The organism is Streptomyces sp. NPDC031554 (assembly GCF_055580685.1).
The window spans coordinates 108649-128839 of sequence record NZ_JBVIKX010000005.1; the positions used below are offsets into that span (position 1 = coordinate 108649).

Here is a 20191-nt window from a genome sequence, read left to right on the forward strand (position 1 = left end):
ACGCCCTCACCCCGTCGTCCGGCCCGGTCCTTCCCGATCGTCCGCGGCCTGCTCCACCAGCGGGATGATCCGCAGGGGCACGGGGTTCTCCATGACGATCGCGGTGGAGGCCCGGACAATCCCATCAAAGCCGACAACCCGGTCGATGACCCGTTGGAGATCGGCGTTGGAGCGGGCCACCAGACGGCACAGCATGTCCCCGGTGCCGGTGGTGGTGTGCAGCTCCAGCACCTCCGGCACCGACGCCAAGTGGGCCCGTACGTCGGCGCCTTGGCCCTGCCGGATCTGCAGCGTGGCGAACGCGGTGACCGGGTAGCCGAGCGCCGCCGGGTCCACCTCGGGGCCGAATCCGCGGATGACTCCGTTCGACTGAAGCCGGTCCAGCCGTGCCTGCGCCGTCCCCCGGGCGACCCCCAGCCGCCGTGACATCTCCAGCACGCCGATCCGCGGCTCCCGCGCCAGCAGTACGAGGATCCGCCCGTCCAGATGATCGATCGCCACGCCCGCCTCCGAGATGGTCACCCTGTACAGAAAAGCCGCCACGACCGCCGTACCACTGGTCACCTTGTCCAGCGGTACGGCGAACTATTGCGCACCTTGCAGGGTGGCGCGACGCTTCGGCCATGACGCAGACCACACACCACACCCCCGACACCGCCCGGCAGGCCGACCCCTTCCCGGTGAAGGGAATGGACGCGGTCGTCTTCGCCGTGGGCAACGCCAAGCAGGCCGCGCACTACTACTCCACCGCCTTCGGCATGCAGCTGGTCGCCTACTCCGGACCGGAGAACGGCAGCCGCGAGACCGCCTCCTACGTCCTGGAGAACGGCTCCGCCCGCTTCGTCCTGACCTCGGTGATCAAGGCCGACACCGCCTGGGGCCACTTCCTCGAAGGGCACGTCGCCGCGCACGGCGACGGCGTCGTCGACCTCGCCATCGAGGTCCCGGACGCCCGCGCCGCCCACGCCTACGCCCTGGAGCACGGCGCCCGCTCGGTCGCCGAGCCGTACGAGCTGAAGGACGAGCACGGCACCGTGGTGCTGGCCGCGATCGCCACCTACGGCGAGACCCGCCACACCCTCGTCGAGCGCGGCGGCTACGACGGCCCCTACCTGCCCGGCTACGTCGCCGCGAGCCCGATCGTCGAGCCGCCCGCCCAGCGCACCTTCCAGGCGGTCGACCACTGCGTCGGCAACGTCGAACTCGGCCGGATGAACGAGTGGGTGGAGTTCTACAACAACGTCATGGGCTTCACCAACATGAAGGAGTTCGTGGGCGACGACATCGCCACCGAGTACAGCGCCCTCATGTCCAAGGTCGTCGCCGACGGCACCCTCAAGGTCAAGTTCCCGATCAACGAGCCCGCGATCGCGAAGAAGAAGTCGCAGATCGACGAGTACCTGGAGTTCTACGGCGGCGCGGGCGTCCAGCACATCGCCCTCAACACGGGCGACATCGTCCAGACGGTCCGCACCATGCGCGCCGCCGGCGTCCAGTTCCTCGACACCCCCGACTCGTACTACGACACCCTCGGCGAGTGGGTCGGCGACACCCGCGTCCCCGTCGAGACCCTGCGCGAGCTGAAGATCCTCGCCGACCGCGACGAGGACGGCTACCTGCTGCAGATCTTCACCAAGCCGGTCCAGGACAAGCCGACCGTCTTCTTCGAGATCATCGAACGCCACGGCTCGATGGGCTTCGGCAAGGGCAACTTCAAGGCCCTCTTCGAGGCGATCGAACGCGAACAGGCCAAGCGCGGCAACCTCTAGGAACCGCCCCGGGCAGCCGCCCACCGGCTGCCCGGGCCGGTCACGAGAAGTCCGGCACCCGCGCCACCGACGGCTCGCCCAGCGCCACCAGCGCCGCGCGGGCCGTCCGCGCGTGCAGCGGGGAGAAGGAGGGGTTGATCCGCAGCGCCTCCTCCAGATGCCGCCGCGCCGCCCCCTCCCGTCCCACCCGCCGCTCGATCATGCCCCGGTGGTAGAGGTACGGCGCGCTGCGCACCGTGCCCCGGTGCGCCCGGTCGGTGGCGATCACGGCGTACCGCAGCCCCTCCTCGTGCCGCCCGGCCCGGTGCAGGGCCCAGCCCAGCGCGTCGGCGACCTCGATCCCCGGCTGGCGCCGCCACTCCGCGCCCAGCCGCCGCACCGCCGCCGCCGGATCACCGTGGTCGGCCTCGAACCGGCCCAGCACCAGCGCCCCGTCCACCCCGCCGGCCGCCTCCCGCCGGACCCGCTCGCGCAGCAGGTCGTACTGCGCGCGCGCCGCCCGCGGCCTCCCCAGCGACTCGTACAGCTCGCCCAGCTCCAGCGCGTACTGCGGCAACGGCTGCCCGGCCAGGGCCGCCCGGTACGCGCTCAGCGCCTCCCAGGTCCGGCCCAGCGCCGCCAGCACCCGTCCCTGCCCGGCCCGCGCGGCCCACTGGCCGGGATCCAGCCGCACCGCCTCCTGGAAGTACCGCAGCGCCGGCTCCCGGTCACCGCGCTCGAAGGCCAGCTGCCCCGCCCGCTCCAGCCAGGCCGCCCGCTCGGCGGGAGCGGTCGCCCCGGCCGCCGCGTCCGACAGCGCGGCCGCCGCGTCCTCGCGCCGGCCCCGGTCCCGGTGGACGGCCGCGGCCCGCCCCAGCGCCACCGGCCCCGAGCGCAGCTTCAGCAGCCGGTCCAGCGCCGCCTGCGCCTTCTTGTGGTCGCCGAGCCCGGTGTAGGCGTCGATCAGCTGCGCGTACACCGTCCAGCGCTTCGGGGACAGCGTGCGCGCGGCCTCGCCCCAGGACCGCGCGGCCGGGAAGTCCCGGCGGGCGTTGGCCAGGCCGGCCAGCCCGACCAGGGCCTCCGTGTTGCGCGCGGGACGCACCGACAGGGAGGTCCGCAGCGCCCGTTCGGCCCGGGGGTAGAAGCCGGCCGCGTCGGCGGTGCGCCGGCCCTGCTCGACGTAGGCCGCGCCGAGGACCGCCCAGGAGCGGGCGTCCCCGGGACGGGCGCGCACCCGCGCCTCGCGCTCGCCGATCAGCACCGCCAGATCGGGCAGCGCGGCCGCCGTCCCGGTCCGGACCGCCGTCTGCGCCCGCGCCCCCGCGGCGGGCGCCGACGCCGGCCGGTCCGCCTCACCGCCGGGCAGGCACAGCAGGACCCCGCCCAGCACGAGGACGCCGGCCACCGTGCCGGCCGCCGCGCCGGCCGGCACCCGGCGGCGCGGCCGGGAACGGGCCCCCGCCGCCCCGGACCGCCTCCCGGCGGCAGCGGCTGCGGCGGTGTCGGTCGCGGCGGCACCGGCGGTCCCGGCCGGGTCTCCGGCGGCGGCAGCCGCGTCGGCTCCGGTGGCGTCGGTGGTCTCGGCGGCGGTCTCGGCAGCGCTCTCCATGGCGCTCACTGTGCGCCAGGGCGACGGCCGCGCGCCGTTGTCCGCCGGGTGCCGCAGACGGGGTTCACACCGATGGCGGCGGGTGCGACGCTGTGATCATGAGCCGTATCGAAGCCCCTCGCGACGAGACGACCGGCAACCTCCTGGACCGACTGCTCGACGGCCTGCCCGCCGAGGCGGTCCTCACCGACCCCGACGTCACGGCCTCCTACGCCCACGACATGGCGAGCTTCTGCCCGGCCGGCACCCCGGCCGCCGTCGTGCTGCCGCGCACGGTCGAGCAGGTCCAGCACGTCCTGCGCACCGCCACCGAGCTGCGCGTCCCGGTCGTCCCGCAGGGCGCCCGCACCGGCCTGTCGGGCGCCGCCAACGCCTCCGACGGCTGCCTGGTCCTCTCCCTGACGAAAATGGACCGCATCCTGGAGATCAGCCCCGTCGACCGCGTCGCCGTCGTCGAACCGGGAGTCGTCAACGCCGCGCTCTCCCGCGCGGTGGGCGAACACGGCCTGTACTACCCGCCGGACCCCTCCAGCTGGGAGACGTGCACGATCGGCGGCAACATCGGCACCGCCTCCGGCGGCCTGTGCTGCGTGAAGTACGGCGTCACCGCCGAGTACGTCCTCGGCCTGGACGTCGTCCTCGCCGACGGACGGCTGATGTCCACCGGCCGCCGCACCGCGAAGGGCGTCGCCGGGTACGACCTCACCCGCCTGTTCGTCGGCTCCGAGGGGTCCCTCGGCGTCGTCGTCCGGGCCGTCCTGGCCCTGCGGCCGCGGCCGCCGCGGCACCTGGTCCTGGCCGCCGAGTTCGCCTCCGCCGGCGCCGCCTGCGACGCCGTCTGCCGGATCATGGCGGGCGGCCACGTCCCCTCCCTCCTCGAACTGATGGACCGTACGACGGTCGCGGCGGTCAACGAGCTGACCCGCATGGGCCTGCCGGAGACCACCGAGGCCCTGCTCCTGGCCGCCTTCGACACCCCGGACCCGGCCGCCGACCTCGCCGCCGTCGGCGCCCTGTGCGAGGCCGCCGGCGCCACCCGGGTCGTCCCCGCCGAGGACGCCGCCGAGTCCGAACTCCTCCTCCAGGCCCGGCGGTCCGCGCTGGTGGCCCTGGAGGCGGTCAAGGGCACGACGATGATCGACGACGTGTGCGTGCCCCGCTCCCGCCTCGGCGACATGCTCGAGGGCGTCGAACGCATCGCCGACAAGCATCGCCTGACCATCGGCGTCTGCGCCCACGCGGGCGACGGCAACACCCACCCCACCGTCTGCTTCGACGCGGCCGACCCCGACGAGGCGCGGCGCGCCCGCGAGTCCTTCGACGAGATCATGGCGCTCGGCCTGGAACTGGGCGGCACCATCACCGGCGAGCACGGCGTGGGCGTGCTGAAGAAGGAGTGGCTGGCGCGCGAACTGGGCCCCGTCGGCCTGGAGATGCAGCGGCGGCTCAAGCAGGTCTTCGACCCGCTGGGCATCCTCAACCCCGGCAAGCTGTTCTGAGCCGCACGCCGTCACCCACCGTCCTCCGACCGGTCCGACGGCCACGGGTCGCCCGGCCACGGGTCCTCCGCCGGAAGGGGGAGGGCGAGCAGCTCGGCCGGCGCCTCACCGACGCCGAGCCGCCCGCCCGCCCCAGGATCAGCCGCAGTTCCCGTTCCACCACGGTGTGGTGCATGTCCGTGTCTCCCCTCGCTCCTGATGCGTACGCGGGGGAGAAGGGGTTCGGACGCCGAGCGTCACGCGGGTTCGGAGAACTTTTCTCACGGGCGGTCCGAACGTGTGAAGCGCGTGCCCGTCATTGCCCGGAAAGGAGTGGGTACGGCCGGACCGGCGATGGGAGTTGCGCCCGTCTGGTAGATGTGGAGGCCCCCATCCCACCCCCGAGCAGATACGGGACGACGGACATGAGCGCCCCAACCCCGGCACCAGGCGACGACAGCCCCCGCGAGGGGTACTACCCGGACCCGTCCATCCCCGGATACGTCCGGTACTGGAACGGCGCCTCCTGGGTGCCCGGCACCAGCCGACCGGCGCCGTCCGGCGGCGAACCGCTCGCCGCGCCGGGAGCGTCCCCGGCTCCGGCCCCGGCTTCGTCCCCCGCCCCGGCTCCGGCCCCCGTCGAGGAGACGGGCCCGCACTTCTTCGACGAGGACCCGCAGCGGTACGGCAGCCGGCCCGAACCGGCCTCCGCGTGGGGCGCGGACCGCTCCCACCAGTCCGGCTTCGGCGGCGACCAGGACCGCCGCGTCTCCTGGGGCGGCCCGCAGACCGGCCCGCGGACCCCGGACCCCCGCACGACGCCGTCCGCCGTGCCGCCGTCCGCCGCGGCGCCGTCCGCCGAGGCGCCGGACGCCACCTTCATGTCCCGCCGTCCGACCGTGGGCCCGGCGTCCACGGACGAGGGCACGATGACCTTCCGCACGCCCTCCCCGCGCACCCCGGACCGTACGGGCGCCGGCTCCGCCGGTGAGCCCGGCGCGGGGGCCGGCGCCGGGGTCTTCGGCCCGCCGGGTGCCGCGGGGCCGGGCGACGCCGGGCCCGGATCCGGTGCGGCGGGCCCGACGGCGGCCGGTGCGCCCGCCGCACCCGGCAGGCCCGGATTCGGCGCGGGCAAGGCCGCCGCCGACCGTGCCGCGGCGGCTCAGGCCGTGCCCGCGCAGGGCGCCCCCGCCGCGCGGACGGCCCCGGCCGCCTCGCAGACCGCCCCCGCACCGGGTGCCCAGCCCTTCTCCGGCCCCCCGGAGGCCGTGCCCGGCGTCTCCGCGCCCGCCCCCGGCCTCCCTCCGCGGGCCGACGGGGACCGGGCGGCCGGGCCGGACGCCGGGAGCGCGCCCATGGCCGCGGGGCCCGGCGGCGGGCAGCAGTCCTGGGCGCAGCAGGTGCACCGGCTCGCGGGCGCCGGCGACGACCGGCCCGTGGCGCCGTGGAAGCCGCCGGTGGACGACGTCTTCCAGGCCGCCGCCCGCCGGCAGGCGGCGGCGCGTCCCGCCGGGATCGGCAGGAGGCTGGGCGCGCGGCTCGTCGACACGCTCGTCCTCGCGGCCGTCACCGGGGCGGCGGCGGTCCCGCTCGGCCTGAAGGCGGTCGAGCACGTCGACGACAAGATCGACGCGGCGAAGCTCACCGGCGAGACCGTCACGGTCTGGCTGCTGGACGGCACCACGGCGGCGTACCTCGGCGTGGTCCTGGCCGTGCTGCTCTGCTTCGGGATCGTGTACGAGGCGCTGCCGACCGCCCGGTGGGGCCGCACGCTGGGCAAGAAGCTGTTCGGTCTGGAGGTGCGGGACATCGAGGGCCACCAGCCCCCGTCGTTCGGGCTCGCCCTGCGCCGCTGGCTCGTCTACAGCGTCCCCGCCCTCCTCGCCGTCGGGATCGTCGGCATCGTGTGGGGTCTGTTCGACAGGCCGTGGCGCCAGTGCTGGCACGACAAGGCGGCGCACACGTTCGTGGCGGGCTAGGGCGTGTTGCGAAAGTCCCTCCCCCAGAGGGGGTGCCCCCAGCCCGGCGGCGCCTGGCACGCGCGCTCGCCGCGTTGTCGGGATCACCCCGATACAACCAGTATCGGGGCGACCCTCCGCCTTGCGATCGCACGCACCAGACGCCGCCGGTCCTGCCCTTCGGGCAGACGACGCCACTTTCGCAACACGCCCTAGCGTTCCGGCCGCGACCGGCCCGCGGACGCCGTACCCCCGGACGGCCGCCCGCCGGATGCGGGGGCGGGCGGTTCGCGTTCGACTCGGGCCATGACGACCGAACCGCCCCCCGCCTCCGGCGGCGAGCCGCCGGAGGACGACCCGTTCAGGAAGCAGCCCCCGCAGCCGCCGCCGCACGGACCGGGACAGGGCCCGCAGGGGTCGCCGTACGACAGCCCGTACGGCGGTGCGGGCGGGCAGCCGCCGCACGGGGGCGGGCAGCAGCCGCCGTACGGCGGGGACGGGCCCTACGGCGGTGACCCCTACGGCGGGTACCCGGCGGACCCGCTCTCCGGGATGCCCCCGCTCGCCGACAGCGGCAGACGCACCCTGGCGCGGATCATCGACATGATCCTGGTGGCCGTGGTCGTGTGGCTGCTGACGTGGGGCTTCGGGGTCAACGAGTACGACGCGGGCGACGTCCAGGTCGGCAAGTCCCTCGCCCAGTCCGTCGTGGCCGCCGTGCTGTACGTCGCCTACGACACCTTCATGACCGCCAGGTCCGGCCGCACGCTCGGCAAGAAGTGGCTGGGCCTGCGCGTGGCCGACCTCGAGGACGGCTCCACGCCCTCCGCGCAGACCTCGCTGGTGCGCGCCCTCGTGCTGTGGGTGCCGTTCGCGTTCTGCTGCGCCTGTCTGTGGACGGCGATCTGCGGCGGCTGGAGCTTCTTCGACAAGCCCTACAAGCAGGGCCTGCACGACAAGGCCGCCAAGACGGTGGTGGTCAGCACCGGCTGACGGGGCGTCGGCGCGGCGGGAGGGGCCCGCACCCCGCGGGCGCGGGTTCCCGCCGTCGCGCCGTTCAGCGTGCCGAAGGCTCCCGGACCGGCTCGGATGCCGCGGCGACCGAGGCGGGTACGGGCTCGTCCGTGCCGGAGCGCACCACGGTGACGGTGGCCTGGCGGCGCGGCGCCGGGAGCGTCATGGCCACGAGCACGCCGAGGGCGAGCGCGGTGACGGCGATGACCGCGACGAGCGAGCCCGAACTCGTCTGTGACAGCAGCAGCATCGCGAGCGTCGAGAGGATGACGGTGCAGGAACCGTACGTGAGCTGTGCGGCGGTCGGACGAGGCATGGCAATCGTGTCCTCGGAAGCGGGGGCGGTCTCGACTCTCTTCCGCTGCATGCCCGACGGGAACGAGCGGTAAGCGTGAGCTGACACACGGTGCCGGTGCACGGGGGGCGCACGGAGTCATGACGTCCACCGGCCGGCCGGGACCGCGCGCCCGTCCCGTGAACATCATGTGTCCGCAATACGAACGCGGGCTCCTAATAATGCGTTGACCTGTTCAAGTCAAGGTCTGTCTTTTCTGGCGAAGCAGTAGTCAAATGACGGCACTTGGCTACACGCGTATAACCGCGCGCGGACATCCCTTGACATGGATCCCCCTTCCGCGTGTCCGGCACGCGTCAGGGGAGGCAATCAAGTGACCAGCAGATCCTGGACGTTCAGGACGGCCGCCACCGTCGTCGCCCTCGCGGCGGCCTCGGCGACGTTCTCGACGTTCACCGTGGCGCAGGCGGCCGTCGGCGCGCCGTCCGGCACCCCGGCGGTGGACCGGCACGACCCGCAGTCGGCCGAGACCCGCGAACACGACTTCGACGGGCCGCTCAGCAAGACGCAGGAGGCCCAGCGCGAGGAAGCCCTCGAGCAGGTCATATCCGGCGAGGCCGCGGTCAAGAACCGGGACGGCTCCAAGGTCGTCCAGCTCGACAGCCGCAAGGGCAAGAGCAAGTACGTCGAACTCGGCCGCGAGAAGACCGACAAGATCTTCACGATCCTCGTCGAGTTCGGCGACCAGGTGGACAGCCGCTACGGCGGCACCCCCGGCCCGCTGCACAACCAGATCGCGCAGCCGGACCGCGCCAAGGACAACAGCACCGCCTGGCAGGCGGACTACGACCAGAAGCACTTCCAGGACCTGTACTTCGGCACCGCCGCGGGCACCGAGTCCCTGAAGAAGTACTACGAGAAGCAGTCCTCGGGCCGCTACTCGGTCGACGGTGAGGTCACCGACTGGGTCAAGGTCCCCTACAACGAGGCCCGTTACGGCTCCAACGACGCCTCCACCGGCGCCTGGTACGCCGTGCAGGACGGCGTCAACGCCTGGGTCGCCGAGCGCGAGGCCGCCGGTGACACCGCCGCCGAGATCAAGGCGGAACTGGCCGGGTACGACCAGTGGGACCGCTACGACTTCGACGGCGACGGCGACTTCAACGAGTCCGACGGCTACATCGACCACTTCCAGATCGTGCACGCCGGCGAGGACGAGTCCGCGGGCGGCGGCGCCCAGGGTGAGGACGCCATCTGGGCCCACCGCTGGTACGCCTTCGGCACCGACGCCGGCTCCACCGGCCCGGACACCAACAAGCTCGGCGGCACCCAGATCGGCGACACCGGCATCTGGGTCGGCGACTACACCATCCAGCCGGAGAACGGCGGCCTGGGCGTCTTCGCCCACGAGTACGGCCACGACCTCGGCCTGCCCGACGAGTACGACACGGCCGGCGGCGAGAACTCCACCGGCTTCTGGACCCTGATGTCCTCCGGTTCCTGGCTCGGCACGGGCAAGAACTCCATCGGCGACCTGCCCGGCGACATGAACGCCTGGGACAAGCTCCAGCTGGGCTGGCTGGACTACGAGGTCGCCAAGGCGGGCGTCAAGTCCAAGCACACGCTGGGCGTCGCGGAGTACAACACCAAGAACCCGCAGGCCCTCATCGTCTCCCTGCCGAAGAAGACGGTCACCACCGACGTCGTCGCACCCGCCCAGGGCGCCACGCAGTGGTGGAGCGGCAGCGGTGACGACCTGCGCAACACCCTGACCCGCTCGGTCGACCTGACCGGCAAGTCGACGGCGGCGCTGTCGCTGGACGGCTGGTGGGACATCGAGACCGACTACGACTACCTCTACACCGAGGTGTCCACGGACGGCTCCAACTGGACGCCGGTCGACGGCAAGCTCGCCGACGGCTCGTCCGTCCCGCGGGACGGCAGCGGCAAGCCCGCCCTCACCGGCACGGTCGACGCCCACCAGAAGCTGACGTACTCCCTGGACGCCTACGCGGGCCAGAAGATCGACGTCCGCTTCCGCTACGCCACCGACGGCGGCGTGGCCCAGAAGGGCTTCACGGCCGACGAGATCACGGTGACCGCCGACGGCGCCACCCTGTTCTCCGACGACGCCGAGAGCGCGGACGCCGCGTGGACGGCCAACGGCTTCAGCCGCATCGGCGCGGCCATCACGGACGACTACGCGCAGTACTACATCGCCGAGAACCGTCAGTACGTCTCGTACGACAAGGTCCTCAAGGTCGGCCCGTACAACTACGGCTTCTCGACGACCCGTCCGGACTGGGTGGAGCACTACCCGTACCAGAACGGCCTGTTGATCTGGAAGTGGGACACCTCCCAGGGCGACGACAACACCAGCCAGCACCCGGGTGAGGGCCTGATCCTCCCGGTCGACTCGCACCCGACCCCGCTGAAGTGGTCCGACGGCACCCTGATGCGCAACCGCGTCCAGGCCTTCGACTCCACCTTCAGCTGGTACCCGACCGACGCGATCACGCTGCACAAGGCCGACGTCGCCACGAAGATCAAGGCCCGCCCGGGCGTCCCGGTCTTCGACGACGGCAAGTCGTCCTACTACGACGCGTCGAACCCGGCCGCGGGTGTCAAGGTCACTGACACCAACACCTCCATCAAGATCGTCAGCGAGCCCCTGAGCGGCTCGACGGTCACCGTGAAGGTCGGCCCGTCGGCCAAGTAGTCGACGTTTTAGCAGGTCACAAGCGTATCGGCGGCAACCCCTGGCGGGTTGCCGCCGATCGTGTTTAGGTGCCTCCTGTGCCCTTCTTATTGACAGTCCCGGAGACGACCGCTCCGGCGCCGACACGCACGGGGATGTGACCGCATGTCCGCAGGAGGTTTCTGCAAGCTGCCGAACGGCTCGGTGGTGGTGGCGCTGAACCTGCCCAGCCCCGTCGCCGACGGCACCGCCGGCGTACGCGTCCTCGTCCTCGCCCGCAACCGCGCCCGAGCCCTGACCAGGCTCCGCAACCTGGGTCTGCGCGCCGTCTACCTGCGGGGCAACGCCGCCCCGCCCAGCCCGGACGAGATCACCGCGGTCCTGCACCATCCCGACGGCCTGATATGGCGCACCGCCCCCGACAACGCTGTCACCACGCTGATCGGCGTCCCGGAGCCGTGGCGCCCGATCCGCGCGCTGCTGCGCCGCCCGGCGGCCACCGGGACGTAGGCCCGCGGCCCGGCCCCGCCGCCTCCCCGGCCCCGGCCTCTCCCAAGCCCGGCCCCGGCCCGGACGGAGGACCCCGGGGCCGGCCGGGATCAGCGCACGACCGGCTTGCCCGACAGTTCCACGCCCGCCCCGCGCAGCTCCTCGAGCGCCCGCTCGGTGGTCTCCGGGGCGACCCCGGCGGTCAGGTCGAGCAGGACCTGGGTGCGGAAGCCCTCCCGGGCCGCGTCCAGGGCCGTGGCCCGCACGCAGTGGTCGGTGGCGATGCCGACCACGTCCACCTCGTCGATCCCGCGGGCGCGCAGCCAGTCGCCCAGCCCGACGCCGTTCTCGTCGGCGCCCTCGAACCCGCTGTACGCGGCGGAGTAGGCGCCCTTGTCGAAGACCGCGTCGACGGAGCCGGAGGCGACCGCCGGGGCGAAGTTCGGGTGGAAGCCGACGCCCTCGGTGCCCGCGACGCAGTGCGCGGGCCAGGAGTGCGCGTAGTCGGGGTTGTCGGCGAAGTGGCCGCCGGGGGCGATGTGGTGGTCGCGGGTGGCCACCACGTGGCGGTACCCGGCGGGGGCCTGCCCGATCAGCTCGGTGATGGCGGCGGCGACGTCGGCACCGCCGGACACCGCGAGGCTGCCCCCCTCGCAGAAGTCGTTCTGCACGTCTACGACGATCAAGGCGCGGCGCATGGTGGGTGTCCTTCGATGGGGGCCCAGGCCCTTCCGGACCCGGGGGAGGGTGAAGTGATCGAGCCTGGAGACTTCGGTGATGGTGGTGGCGGTAGGGGAGGGGGCGCGGGCCGCCCCGTCCCGTGGACGTTGCGCTTCTAGCTACCCGAGCGCCCCTGGACGTACTCCGTCGTGAGGACGGGTTCCCCGCGCGAGAGCTGTGTGGCGGACAGCGGCAGCCCGGCGCGGGCGGCCGCGTGCCGGTCGCGGACCACGTCCAGGGGCTCGCGGGCGACGACCTCGCCGCCCTTGACCAGCTCGACCTGCAGCTGGTGGTCGGCCAGCTCGGCGGGGACCTGGCCGGTGCCGACGACCTCGGCCTCGGCGACGCCGTCCGCGTCCGGGCGGCGCGCGGCCCACTTGCGGCCGCCGATCGACGTCTTGCCGCCGGACGACTTCTTCGCCACCGGCACCAGCGGCGCCCGCGGGTCGTCGGACTCGGCGCGGGCGACCAGCTTGTAGACCATGGAGGCCGTCGGGTGCCCGGAGCCGGTCACCAGCTGGGTGCCCACGCCGTAGGCGTCCACGGGTGCCGCGGCCAGGGAGGCGATGGCGTACTCGTCGAGGTCCGAGGTCACGACGATCTTCGTGTCCGTCGCGCCCAGCTCGTCCAGCTGCTGGCGCACCCGGTGCGCGACGAGCAGCAGGTCGCCGGAGTCGATGCGCACCGCGCCCAGCTCGGGCCCGGCGACCTCCACGGCCGTGCGGACGGCCTCGGTGACGTCGTAGGTGTCCACGAGGAGGGTGGTGCCGCGGCCCAGCGACTCCACCTGGGCACGGAAGGCGTCGCGCTCGGTGTCGTGCAGGAGGGTGAAGGCGTGCGCGCTGGTGCCCACCGTGGGGATGCCGTAGCGGAAACCGGCCGCCAGGTCGGAGGTGGTGGCGAAGCCGCCGACGTACGCGGCGCGGGAGGCGGCCACCGCGGCCAGCTCGTGGGTGCGGCGGGCACCCATCTCGATCAGCGGGCGTCCCCCGGCCGCCGAGGACATCCGGGAGGCCGCGGCCGCGATCGCGGAGTCGTGGTTGAGGATGGACAGGATCACGGTCTCCAGCAGCACGCACTCGGCGAAGGAGCCCTCGACCCGCATGACCGGCGAGCCGGGGAAGTAGACCTCGCCCTCCGGGTAGCCCCAGACGTCACCCGAGAAGCGGTAGGAGGCCAGCCATTCCAGGGTGGCCTCGTCGACGATCCTCCGCTCGCGCAGGAAGCCGAGGAGGCTCGCGTCGAAGCGGAAGTTCTCGACGGCGTCCAGGACGCGCCCGGTGCCGGCCACCACGCCGTAGCGCCGGCCCTCGGGCAGCCGCCGGGTGAAGACCTCGAAGACGCTGCGCCGCCCGGCGGTGCCCGCCTCCAGCGCGGCCTGCAGCATCGTCAGCTCGTACTGGTCCGTGAAGAGCGCCGTCGAGGGAACATCCACCGGCAGCCCGAGATCCGCTACGTCCACTTGCCTCACCTAGTCCATGACTCTCCGGGTGCCCCGGCCAGGCCGGGGGTCCGGGGGCCGTACCCCCGGAGCGCGTCGCTTGGCAGGGGATCGTACTCCCTTTTCGTCGGTGTGACGATTTCCGGGGCTCATGGCAGCATGGGCACTGTGACGTCACCCGCTCCCCTTGAGATCGAACGCACCGAGTCGGCGGAGGAGGTCTTCGCCGTACCGGAGCCGGACGTCCCCTGGGTCACGATCGTCCACAATGACCCGGTCAACCTCATGAGCTACGTGACGTACGTCTTCCAGGCGTACTTCGGCTACTCCAAGGACAAGGCCACCAAGCTCATGCTCGACGTCCACCACAAGGGCCGGGCGGTCGTCTCCAGCGGAAGCCGCGAGGAGATGGAACGCGACGTGCAGGCGATGCACGGCTACGGACTGTGGGCCACCCTCCAGCAGGACCGGAAGTAGTCACCTCACCGATGCCAGGACACTTCGAACCGATGCCCGGCGGCGGCGCGGCCGTCGCCCTCGACGACGTCGAGATCTCCATCATCCGGTCACTGGCCGTCCAGCTCCTGGAGCTGATCGGCCCCGGCCCCGCCGAGGACGCCTCCGCCGACCCGCTCGCGGAGCTGTTCGCCGAGGGTCCGAGCGAACCGCCCTCCGACCCGGTCCTCCAGCGCCTCTTCCCCGACGCCTACGTCGACCCCGAGGCCGCCCCCGGCCCCCGGGAGGAGGAGGAACGGCGCTCCCGCTCCGCCGAGTTCCGCCGCTTCACCGAGAACGACCTCAGGGCCGGCAAGCGCGAGAACGCGCTCGCGGTCGTGCGCTCGCTGGACGCGCTGGTCGCCGAGGCCGACGGCGTGGCGGTCCTCGAACTGTCGCCCGAGGAGTCCCGGCGGTGGCTCGGGGCGCTCAACGACCTCCGGCTGGCGATCGGCTCCCGGCTGGACATCACCGCCGAGGACGACACCGACCTCCTCTACCGGCTGCCGGACGAGGACCCGCGCAAGCCGATGGTGATGGCGTACCTGTGGCTGGGCGGCCTCCAGGAGACGCTCGTGACCACCCTCATGCCCTGAGGCCTGAGGCCTGAGGCCTGAGGCCCGGGGCTCCGGGCCCGAGCCGTGGGGTCCGGGCCGTGGGGTCCGGGCCGTGGGGTCCGGTCCGAAGCCCGGGTCCGCCCGGGATCCCCCGCGGTGTGGATCGGGGGCGTGCCGTGGAGCCGGGCGCACGGGGCCGGTCGGCGCGGGGCGCGCGCCCCGCGGAATGCCCGTTGTCTCCTGATGTGCGACCGTTGCGCGTCCGCTCAGAGGACGCTCAAATCCGGATAACGATCGCGTCACCGCCGCAGCCGACTGTGCCCCTTTTGTGTCCAGTTTGGCCGCTTCTTCTTGTGCCGTGTGCCACACGCCGCCCGGGCGATCAGGATGACGGGCGTGATAAATCTTCACGACCGCCCGGCAGGCACCACCCGTATGCCCGCCGGGTGCGCCACCGAGCCGACGGAACGTCGGCCAGGCACAACGCTCCATCAATCCGGGGGGATCGAGACCCGATCCGCGGCCGACGAAGGCCCGGTTCGGCATGGAGAAAGGCGCACCACACATGACCTCCGCTCAGGTCGACGAGGAGAAGGCCCCCGAGGGCTCGGAGGAGGGCTACGAGCGCGGACTCGGCAGCCGCCAGGTCCAGATGATCGCGATCGGCGGCGCCATCGGCGTCGGCCTCTTCCTGGGAGCCGGGGCGAACATCGCCAAGGCCGGCCCCAGCCTCATCCTCATGTACGCCCTCGCGGGCGTGATCATCTTCTTCATCATGCGGGCGCTCGGCGAGCTGCTCCTCTACCGCCCGGTCTCCGGGTCCTTCGCGGAGTACTCCCGCGAGTTCCTCGGCCCGTTCTTCGGCTACTTCACCGGCTGGACGTACTGGCTGATGTGGGTGGTGACCGGCATGGCCGAGCTGACGGCCGCCGCGATCTACGTCAACTACTGGTTCCCGTCCATCCACCAGTGGGTGACGGCCCTGGTCTTCCTGGTGGTCCTCTTCGGGGTCAACCTGATCTCCGTCAAGCTCTTCGGTGAGCTGGAGTTCTGGTTCTCGATGGTCAAGGTCACCGCGCTCATCGGCATGATCGTCATCGGCCTCGGCGTCCTCACCTTCGGCTTCAGCTCGGCCGGCGACACCGCCGCCGTCTCCAACCTGTGGGCCTTCGACGGCTTCTTCCCCAAGGGCGTCGGCTCCTCCCTCATGACCCTCCAGGGCGTCATGTTCGCCTACCTCGCCGTCGAGCTGGTCGGCGTCACCGCGGGCGAGTCCGAGGACCCGGAGAAGACCCTCCCCAAGGCCATCAACACCCTGCCGTGGCGCATCGCGCTGTTCTACGTCGGCGCGCTCACCGTCATCCTCTGCGTCGTCAAGTGGACCGAGTTCGCGCCCGGCGTGAGCCCCTTCGTCGCCGCCTTCGCCAAGATCGGCATCCCGGCCGGCGCCGCCATCGTGAACTTCGTCGTGCTCACCGCCGCCCTGTCCTCCTGCAACTCCGGCATGTACTCCACCGGTCGCATGCTGCGCAACCTCGCCGACAGCGGCGAGGCCCCCGCCGCCTTCCGCAGGCTCTCCGCGACCAGGACGCCCGCCCTCGGCATCGCCGTCTCCGTCGCCTTCATGGGCATCGGCGTCGTCCTCAACTACGTCGTCCCCGAGAAGGCCTTCGGCTACGTCACCTCCGTCGCCACCGCGGCCGGCATCTGGACCTGGCTGATGATCCTGATCAGCCACGTCCTCTACCGCCGCGCGGTCGACGCCGGCCGCCTGCCCGCCTCGCCCTTCCCGGCACCCGGCGGCGCCAAGTGCAGCTACGTCGCCATCGCCTTCCTGCTCTTCGTCACCGGCCTCATCGCCTACGACGCCGACTCCCGCGTCTGCCTCTACGTGATGGCCGGCTGGGCCGCCGCCCTCGGCGTCGGCTGGGCCGTGCTGAAGAACCGCGGCTCCCGGACCACCGAGGACCGCAGGCCGGAACTCGACACGGTGGGCTGACCCCCGAGGACGTCCGGCGGCGGGGAGCACTCGTGGCGCCCCCCGCGGCCACCGCCCAGGACGTCCGGCATACGGGCCGCGCCGTACCGCCCTTCGGTACGGCGCGGCCCCTCTGCTTATCCTGGCGACCATGCTGACCCTCACCCAGGCCCTGTACGACCAGATCGTCGCCCACGCGCGCGAGGACCACCCCGACGAGGCGTGCGGCGTGGTCGCGGGCCCCGCGGGCTCGGGCCGCCCCGAGCGGTTCATCCCCATGCTCAACGCGGCCCGCTCGCCCACCTTCTACGAGTTCGACTCGCAGGACCTGCTCAAGCTCTACCGCGAGATGGACGACCGCGACGAGGAGCCGGTGATCATCTACCACTCCCACACCGCCACCGAGGCCCACCCCTCCCGCACCGACATCTCCTACGCCAACGAGCCCGGCGCCCACTACGTCCTCGTCTCCACCGCCGACACCGACGACGCCGGCCCCTTCCAGTTCCGCTCGTTCCGGATCGTGGAGGGCCAGGTCACGGAGGAGGAGGTCAAGGTCGTCGAGGCCTACTGATCCCGGCATCCGGTCGGAAACCATCCATCATGTGGGATCACACTCCAAGGGCCGGACCGGGAATCGATACGATGAGCCCATGGTTTTCCACGACGTGAGCGAGAAGACGCCGGGCGCACTGCTCGTGGCGCGGCTGCACGTCGACCTGTGCAGGCTCGCCAGCGCCATCTGTTGACGCCGGTCCCGCCGCCGTACGGCCGTGCGCCGCGGCGCCCCCGCACGCTCGTTCCCGCGCTGCCCACACCTTCCGACAGGAGCCCTGAGCCATGGCCATCGAGGTCCGCATCCCCACCATCCTCCGCCAGTACACCGACGGCCAGAAGGCGGTGGAGGGCAGCGGTGAGACCCTCGCCGACCTGTTCACCGACCTCGAGACCCGGCACACGGGCATCCGGGCCCGCATCGTGGACAACGGCCAGCTGCGCCGCTTCGTCAACGTGTACCTGAACGACGAGGACGTCCGGTTCGTCGACGGCATCGACACCAAGCTGACCGACGGCGACACCGTGACGATCCTGCCGGCCGTGGCCGGCGGCATGGCCTGAGCCGATCCCGATGCGCTACGACTCCCCCCTCGCCGCGGTGGGCAACACCCCTCTGGTGCGCCTGCCGCGGCTCTCGCCGTCCACCGACGTCCGCATCTGGGCCAAGCTGGAGGACCGCAACCCCACCGGCTCCGTCAAGGACCGCCCCGCCCTGCACATGATCGAGCAGGCGGAGAAGGACGGCCGGCTCACCCCCGGCTGCACGATCCTGGAGCCGACCTCCGGCAACACCGGCATCTCCCTCGCCATGGCCGCCAAGCTCAAGGGCTACCGCATGGTGTGCGTGATGCCCGAGAACACCTCGCAGGAGCGCCGCGACCTGCTGGGCATGTGGGGCGCCGAGATCATCCCCTCCCCGGCCGCGGGCGGCTCCAACACCGCCGTGCGCGTCGCCAAGGAGCTGTCCGCCGAGCACCCCGACTGGGTGATGCTCTACCAGTACGGCAACCCGGACAACGCCGGCGCCCACTACGCCACCACCGGCCCGGAGATCCTCGCCGACCTCCCCTCGGTCACCCACTTCGTCGCCGGGCTCGGCACCACCGGCACCCTCATGGGCGTCGGCCGCTACCTGCGCGAACACAAGCCCGACGTCAAGATCGTCGCCGCCGAGCCGCGCTACGACGACCTGGTCTACGGCCTGCGCAACCTCGACGAGGGCTTCGTCCCCGAGCTCTACGACGCCTCCGTCCTCACCACCCGCTTCTCCGTCGGCTCCGCCGACGCCGTCACCCGCACCCGCGAGCTGCTCCAGCAGGAGGGCATCTTCGCGGGCGTCTCCACGGGCGCCGCCCTGCACGCCGCGATCGGCGTCGGCAGGAAGGCCCTCAACGCGGGCGAGAGCGCCGACATCGTGTTCGTCGTCGCCGACGGCGGCTGGAAGTACCTCTCCACCGGCGTCTACACGGCCGCCACCACCGAAGAGGCCATCGAGACGCTCCAGGGGCAGCTCTGGGCGTGAGCGGCCCGACGGCTCCGGGCGTGTGAGCGGCCCGGCCCGATCCGCGCTATCCCGTCAGGTGACGGACCTGGTCCCACAGGGCCGGGTCCACCACACCCACCCGGCGCCGGAAATCGCCCAGCGGCACCTGGCGCAGCTCGTCGGTCTCCAGGAAACTCGCCCGGCCCCGCGCGTCCCCGACCGAGCCCGGCGGCAGCGGGATCACCCCGGCCCGCTCGTCGTGACGCCTGCTGGTGATCTTCGCGACGGTCACCCGGTTCCCCCGCACCGTCAGCACCAGGCACGGCCGGTCCTTCGCGCCCGGCCCGTCCTCGAACGGCACGTTCGCCCACCAGATCTCCGCCGGCCGCGGCCGCCCCGCGCCCCGCCCGCGCTCCCGCTCCGGCCGGCCCGGCGGCCGGGACCTGCGCCCCGCCGGACGCCGGCCGCGCCCCCAGCCGTCGACGAGGGTGGCGACCAGTGCGAGCAGCACCACCGCCACGAGAGCCAGCCACCAGGACGTGTCCATGGCACGACCGTACCGGGGCGCGTTCCCTCGTGCGCGCCCTTCCGCACGCCCCCGCGCTCCGGGTCCAGCCGAACCGGTGACAGCGCAGGTGAGTTCCCCCACAACAGCCCCAGGTGGAGGAGCGACCGAAGGTTTCGCGCCTTACGCTCGACGGACCGTACGACCTCTGTCGCCCCCTTCTCACGACCGTCCGTCTTCCGACCTTTCCCGGTACTTCCCGGTCACCGCCACCGGAGGTTTCTGTTCCATGAAGCTCACCGTCGTCGGCTGCTCGGGGTCGTTCCCGTCCGCGGAATCGGCCTGCTCGAGCTACCTCGTCGAGGCCGACGGCTTCCGGCTGCTTCTCGACATGGGCAACGGCGCCCTGGGCGAGCTGCAGCGCCACTGCGGTCTCTACGACCTCGACGCGATCTTCCTGAGCCACCTGCACGCCGACCACTGCATCGACATGTGCGCGTACTTCGTGGCCCGCTACTACCGCCACGAGGGCGGACGCTGCGCCCCCCTGCCGGTCCACGGCCCCGAGGGCACCGAACACCGCCTCACCACGGCCTACGCCGACACCCCCTCGGCCTCCTCCATGAGCGAGGTCTTCGACTTCCACACCGTCAAGCCCTCCACCTTCGACATCGGCCCGTTCACGGTCCACACGGAACGCGTGGCCCACCCGGTGGAGGCGTACGGCATCCGCGTCGAGCACGGCGGGCGGACGCTCACCTACTCCGGCGACACCGGAGTCACCCCGGCCCTCGACGAACTCGCCCGCGACAGCGACCTGTTCCTGTGCGAGGCCGCGTTCACCCACGGCAAGGAAGACATCCCCGACCTGCACCTCAACGGCCGCGAGGCGGGACAGACGGCGGCCCGGGCAGGCGCCCGCCGCCTCGTCCTCACCCACATCCCGCCGTGGACCGACCCGCAGGTCAACCTCGCCGACGCCCGCGCGGTGTTCGACGGGCCGGTGGACGTGGCGGTGCCGGGAGCGACGTACGAGATCTGACGCGCCCCTCCGCGCGCGCGGGAGCGGACACGACGAAGGCCCCCGGAGCGGTTCAGGGCTCCGGGGGCCTTCGCGTGCGCCGTACGTCGTGCGCCGTACGTCGTGCGCCGTACGTCGTGC

The 20191-nt window shown here is 72.7% G+C and carries 20 protein-coding genes; 14 read left to right on the forward strand and 6 right to left on the reverse strand.

Annotated elements, in window-relative coordinates; translation table 11 throughout:
• Positions 1 to 6: 6 nt before the first annotated feature.
• Positions 7 to 501, reverse strand: coding sequence for an Lrp/AsnC family transcriptional regulator (locus tag ACZ5FU_RS15220; RefSeq protein ID WP_451531328.1), 495 nt, complete (start codon positions 499 to 501; stop codon positions 7 to 9).
• A gap of 122 nt (positions 502 to 623) precedes the next feature.
• Between ACZ5FU_RS15220 and hppD the strand changes: the two genes are divergently transcribed.
• The gene (hppD, locus tag ACZ5FU_RS15225) at positions 624 to 1769 is read left to right on the forward strand and encodes a 4-hydroxyphenylpyruvate dioxygenase (protein ID WP_451531318.1); all 1146 of its coding nucleotides are present in this window, start codon (positions 624 to 626) and stop codon (positions 1767 to 1769) included.
• A 40-nt stretch (positions 1770 to 1809) separates the two neighbouring features.
• Here the strand turns inward: hppD and ACZ5FU_RS15230 are convergent, their stop codons facing one another.
• On the reverse strand, positions 1810 to 3360 hold the full coding sequence (locus ACZ5FU_RS15230; RefSeq protein ID WP_469045427.1) for a tetratricopeptide repeat protein: 1551 nt from the start codon (positions 3358 to 3360) through the stop codon (positions 1810 to 1812).
• A 92-nt stretch (positions 3361 to 3452) separates the two neighbouring features.
• Here ACZ5FU_RS15230 and ACZ5FU_RS15235 point away from each other — a divergent pair, with 92 nt between their 5' ends.
• The 3 genes from ACZ5FU_RS15235 (at position 3453) to ACZ5FU_RS15245 (ending at position 7789) form a co-directional block, all read left to right on the forward strand.
• Positions 3453 to 4859, forward strand: coding sequence for an FAD-binding oxidoreductase (locus ACZ5FU_RS15235; RefSeq protein ID WP_469045428.1), 1407 nt, complete (start codon positions 3453 to 3455; stop codon positions 4857 to 4859).
• 404 nt (positions 4860 to 5263) lie between these two features.
• Positions 5264 to 6817 carry an RDD family protein gene (locus ACZ5FU_RS15240; protein ID WP_469045429.1) on the forward strand — a complete coding sequence of 518 codons (1554 nt, stop codon included), beginning with the start codon at positions 5264 to 5266 and terminating at the stop codon, positions 6815 to 6817.
• A gap of 285 nt (positions 6818 to 7102) precedes the next feature.
• Positions 7103 to 7789, forward strand: a complete 687-nt coding sequence (locus ACZ5FU_RS15245) for an RDD family protein (protein ID WP_469045430.1) — start codon at positions 7103 to 7105, stop codon at positions 7787 to 7789.
• A gap of 64 nt (positions 7790 to 7853) precedes the next feature.
• Here the strand turns inward: ACZ5FU_RS15245 and ACZ5FU_RS15250 are convergent, their stop codons facing one another.
• Positions 7854 to 8126 (reverse strand): hypothetical protein, encoded by a 273-nt coding sequence (locus ACZ5FU_RS15250; protein ID WP_468835448.1) that lies wholly within the window; start codon positions 8124 to 8126, stop codon positions 7854 to 7856.
• 352 nt (positions 8127 to 8478) lie between these two features.
• Between ACZ5FU_RS15250 and ACZ5FU_RS15255 the strand changes: the two genes are divergently transcribed.
• On the forward strand, positions 8479 to 10824 hold the full coding sequence (locus ACZ5FU_RS15255) for an immune inhibitor A domain-containing protein (RefSeq protein WP_469045431.1): 2346 nt from the start codon (positions 8479 to 8481) through the stop codon (positions 10822 to 10824).
• A 144-nt stretch (positions 10825 to 10968) separates the two neighbouring features.
• On the forward strand, positions 10969 to 11313 hold the full coding sequence (locus ACZ5FU_RS15260) for a hypothetical protein (protein ID WP_451528993.1): 345 nt from the start codon (positions 10969 to 10971) through the stop codon (positions 11311 to 11313).
• 89 nt (positions 11314 to 11402) lie between these two features.
• On the opposite strand, the gene ACZ5FU_RS15265 is transcribed toward ACZ5FU_RS15260, so the two are convergent.
• The gene (locus tag ACZ5FU_RS15265) at positions 11403 to 11990 is read right to left on the reverse strand and encodes a nicotinamidase (RefSeq protein ID WP_451528994.1); all 588 of its coding nucleotides are present in this window, start codon (positions 11988 to 11990) and stop codon (positions 11403 to 11405) included.
• 137 nt (positions 11991 to 12127) lie between these two features.
• Positions 12128 to 13474 (reverse strand): nicotinate phosphoribosyltransferase, encoded by a 1347-nt coding sequence (locus ACZ5FU_RS15270; protein ID WP_469045432.1) that lies wholly within the window; start codon positions 13472 to 13474, stop codon positions 12128 to 12130.
• Positions 13475 to 13612: 138 nt separating this feature from the next.
• Between ACZ5FU_RS15270 and clpS the strand changes: the two genes are divergently transcribed.
• The 7 genes from clpS (at position 13613) to ACZ5FU_RS15305 (ending at position 18563) form a co-directional block, all read left to right on the forward strand.
• Positions 13613 to 13930, forward strand: coding sequence for an ATP-dependent Clp protease adapter ClpS (clpS, locus tag ACZ5FU_RS15275; protein WP_451528996.1), 318 nt, complete (start codon positions 13613 to 13615; stop codon positions 13928 to 13930).
• A gap of 11 nt (positions 13931 to 13941) precedes the next feature.
• Positions 13942 to 14544: a DUF2017 domain-containing protein gene (locus tag ACZ5FU_RS15280; protein WP_451528997.1), complete on the forward strand. Its 603-nt coding sequence runs from the start codon at positions 13942 to 13944 to the stop codon at positions 14542 to 14544.
• Between the two features lie 526 nt (positions 14545 to 15070).
• The gene (locus ACZ5FU_RS15285) at positions 15071 to 16504 is read left to right on the forward strand and encodes an amino acid permease (protein WP_451528998.1); all 1434 of its coding nucleotides are present in this window, start codon (positions 15071 to 15073) and stop codon (positions 16502 to 16504) included.
• A 130-nt stretch (positions 16505 to 16634) separates the two neighbouring features.
• Positions 16635 to 17057 (forward strand): M67 family metallopeptidase, encoded by a 423-nt coding sequence (locus ACZ5FU_RS15290; protein ID WP_451528999.1) that lies wholly within the window; start codon positions 16635 to 16637, stop codon positions 17055 to 17057.
• A 79-nt stretch (positions 17058 to 17136) separates the two neighbouring features.
• On the forward strand, positions 17137 to 17232 hold the full coding sequence (locus ACZ5FU_RS15295) for a putative leader peptide (protein WP_309504872.1): 96 nt from the start codon (positions 17137 to 17139) through the stop codon (positions 17230 to 17232).
• A gap of 91 nt (positions 17233 to 17323) precedes the next feature.
• Entirely contained in the window at positions 17324 to 17602 is a 279-nt protein-coding gene (locus ACZ5FU_RS15300; protein WP_451529000.1) for a MoaD/ThiS family protein, read from the forward strand.
• A gap of 10 nt (positions 17603 to 17612) precedes the next feature.
• Positions 17613 to 18563 (forward strand): PLP-dependent cysteine synthase family protein, encoded by a 951-nt coding sequence (locus ACZ5FU_RS15305; protein WP_451529001.1) that lies wholly within the window; start codon positions 17613 to 17615, stop codon positions 18561 to 18563.
• 46 nt (positions 18564 to 18609) lie between these two features.
• On the opposite strand, the gene ACZ5FU_RS15310 is transcribed toward ACZ5FU_RS15305, so the two are convergent.
• Positions 18610 to 19071 (reverse strand): type II toxin-antitoxin system PemK/MazF family toxin, encoded by a 462-nt coding sequence (locus ACZ5FU_RS15310; RefSeq protein ID WP_451529002.1) that lies wholly within the window; start codon positions 19069 to 19071, stop codon positions 18610 to 18612.
• A gap of 247 nt (positions 19072 to 19318) precedes the next feature.
• Here ACZ5FU_RS15310 and ACZ5FU_RS15315 point away from each other — a divergent pair, with 247 nt between their 5' ends.
• Entirely contained in the window at positions 19319 to 20071 is a 753-nt protein-coding gene (locus tag ACZ5FU_RS15315) for an MBL fold metallo-hydrolase (protein ID WP_451776135.1), read from the forward strand.
• Positions 20072 to 20191: the final 120 nt, after the last annotated feature.

Excerpts from the sequence above, each read along its gene's own strand:
- hppD (WP_451531318.1), top strand. The coding sequence starts at position 624 with ATGACGCAGACCACACACCACACCCCCGACACCGCCCGGCAGGCCGAC.
- ACZ5FU_RS15230 (WP_469045427.1), bottom strand. The coding sequence starts at position 3,360 with ATGGAGAGCGCTGCCGAGACCGCCGCCGAGACCACCGACGCCACCGGA.
- ACZ5FU_RS15240 (WP_469045429.1), top strand. The coding sequence starts at position 5,264 with ATGAGCGCCCCAACCCCGGCACCAGGCGACGACAGCCCCCGCGAGGGG.
- ACZ5FU_RS15245 (WP_469045430.1), top strand. The coding sequence starts at position 7,103 with ATGACGACCGAACCGCCCCCCGCCTCCGGCGGCGAGCCGCCGGAGGAC.
- ACZ5FU_RS15250 (WP_468835448.1), bottom strand. The coding sequence starts at position 8,126 with ATGCCTCGTCCGACCGCCGCACAGCTCACGTACGGTTCCTGCACCGTC.
- ACZ5FU_RS15260 (WP_451528993.1), top strand. The coding sequence starts at position 10,969 with ATGTCCGCAGGAGGTTTCTGCAAGCTGCCGAACGGCTCGGTGGTGGTG.
- ACZ5FU_RS15265 (WP_451528994.1), bottom strand. The coding sequence starts at position 11,990 with ATGCGCCGCGCCTTGATCGTCGTAGACGTGCAGAACGACTTCTGCGAG.
- clpS (WP_451528996.1), top strand. The coding sequence starts at position 13,613 with ATGGGCACTGTGACGTCACCCGCTCCCCTTGAGATCGAACGCACCGAG.
- ACZ5FU_RS15280 (WP_451528997.1), top strand. The coding sequence starts at position 13,942 with ATGCCAGGACACTTCGAACCGATGCCCGGCGGCGGCGCGGCCGTCGCC.
- ACZ5FU_RS15285 (WP_451528998.1), top strand. The coding sequence starts at position 15,071 with ATGACCTCCGCTCAGGTCGACGAGGAGAAGGCCCCCGAGGGCTCGGAG.
- ACZ5FU_RS15290 (WP_451528999.1), top strand. The coding sequence starts at position 16,635 with ATGCTGACCCTCACCCAGGCCCTGTACGACCAGATCGTCGCCCACGCG.
- ACZ5FU_RS15295 (WP_309504872.1), top strand. The coding sequence starts at position 17,137 with ATGGTTTTCCACGACGTGAGCGAGAAGACGCCGGGCGCACTGCTCGTG.
- ACZ5FU_RS15300 (WP_451529000.1), top strand. The coding sequence starts at position 17,324 with ATGGCCATCGAGGTCCGCATCCCCACCATCCTCCGCCAGTACACCGAC.
- ACZ5FU_RS15305 (WP_451529001.1), top strand. The coding sequence starts at position 17,613 with ATGCGCTACGACTCCCCCCTCGCCGCGGTGGGCAACACCCCTCTGGTG.
- ACZ5FU_RS15310 (WP_451529002.1), bottom strand. The coding sequence starts at position 19,071 with ATGGACACGTCCTGGTGGCTGGCTCTCGTGGCGGTGGTGCTGCTCGCA.
- ACZ5FU_RS15315 (WP_451776135.1), top strand. The coding sequence starts at position 19,319 with ATGAAGCTCACCGTCGTCGGCTGCTCGGGGTCGTTCCCGTCCGCGGAA.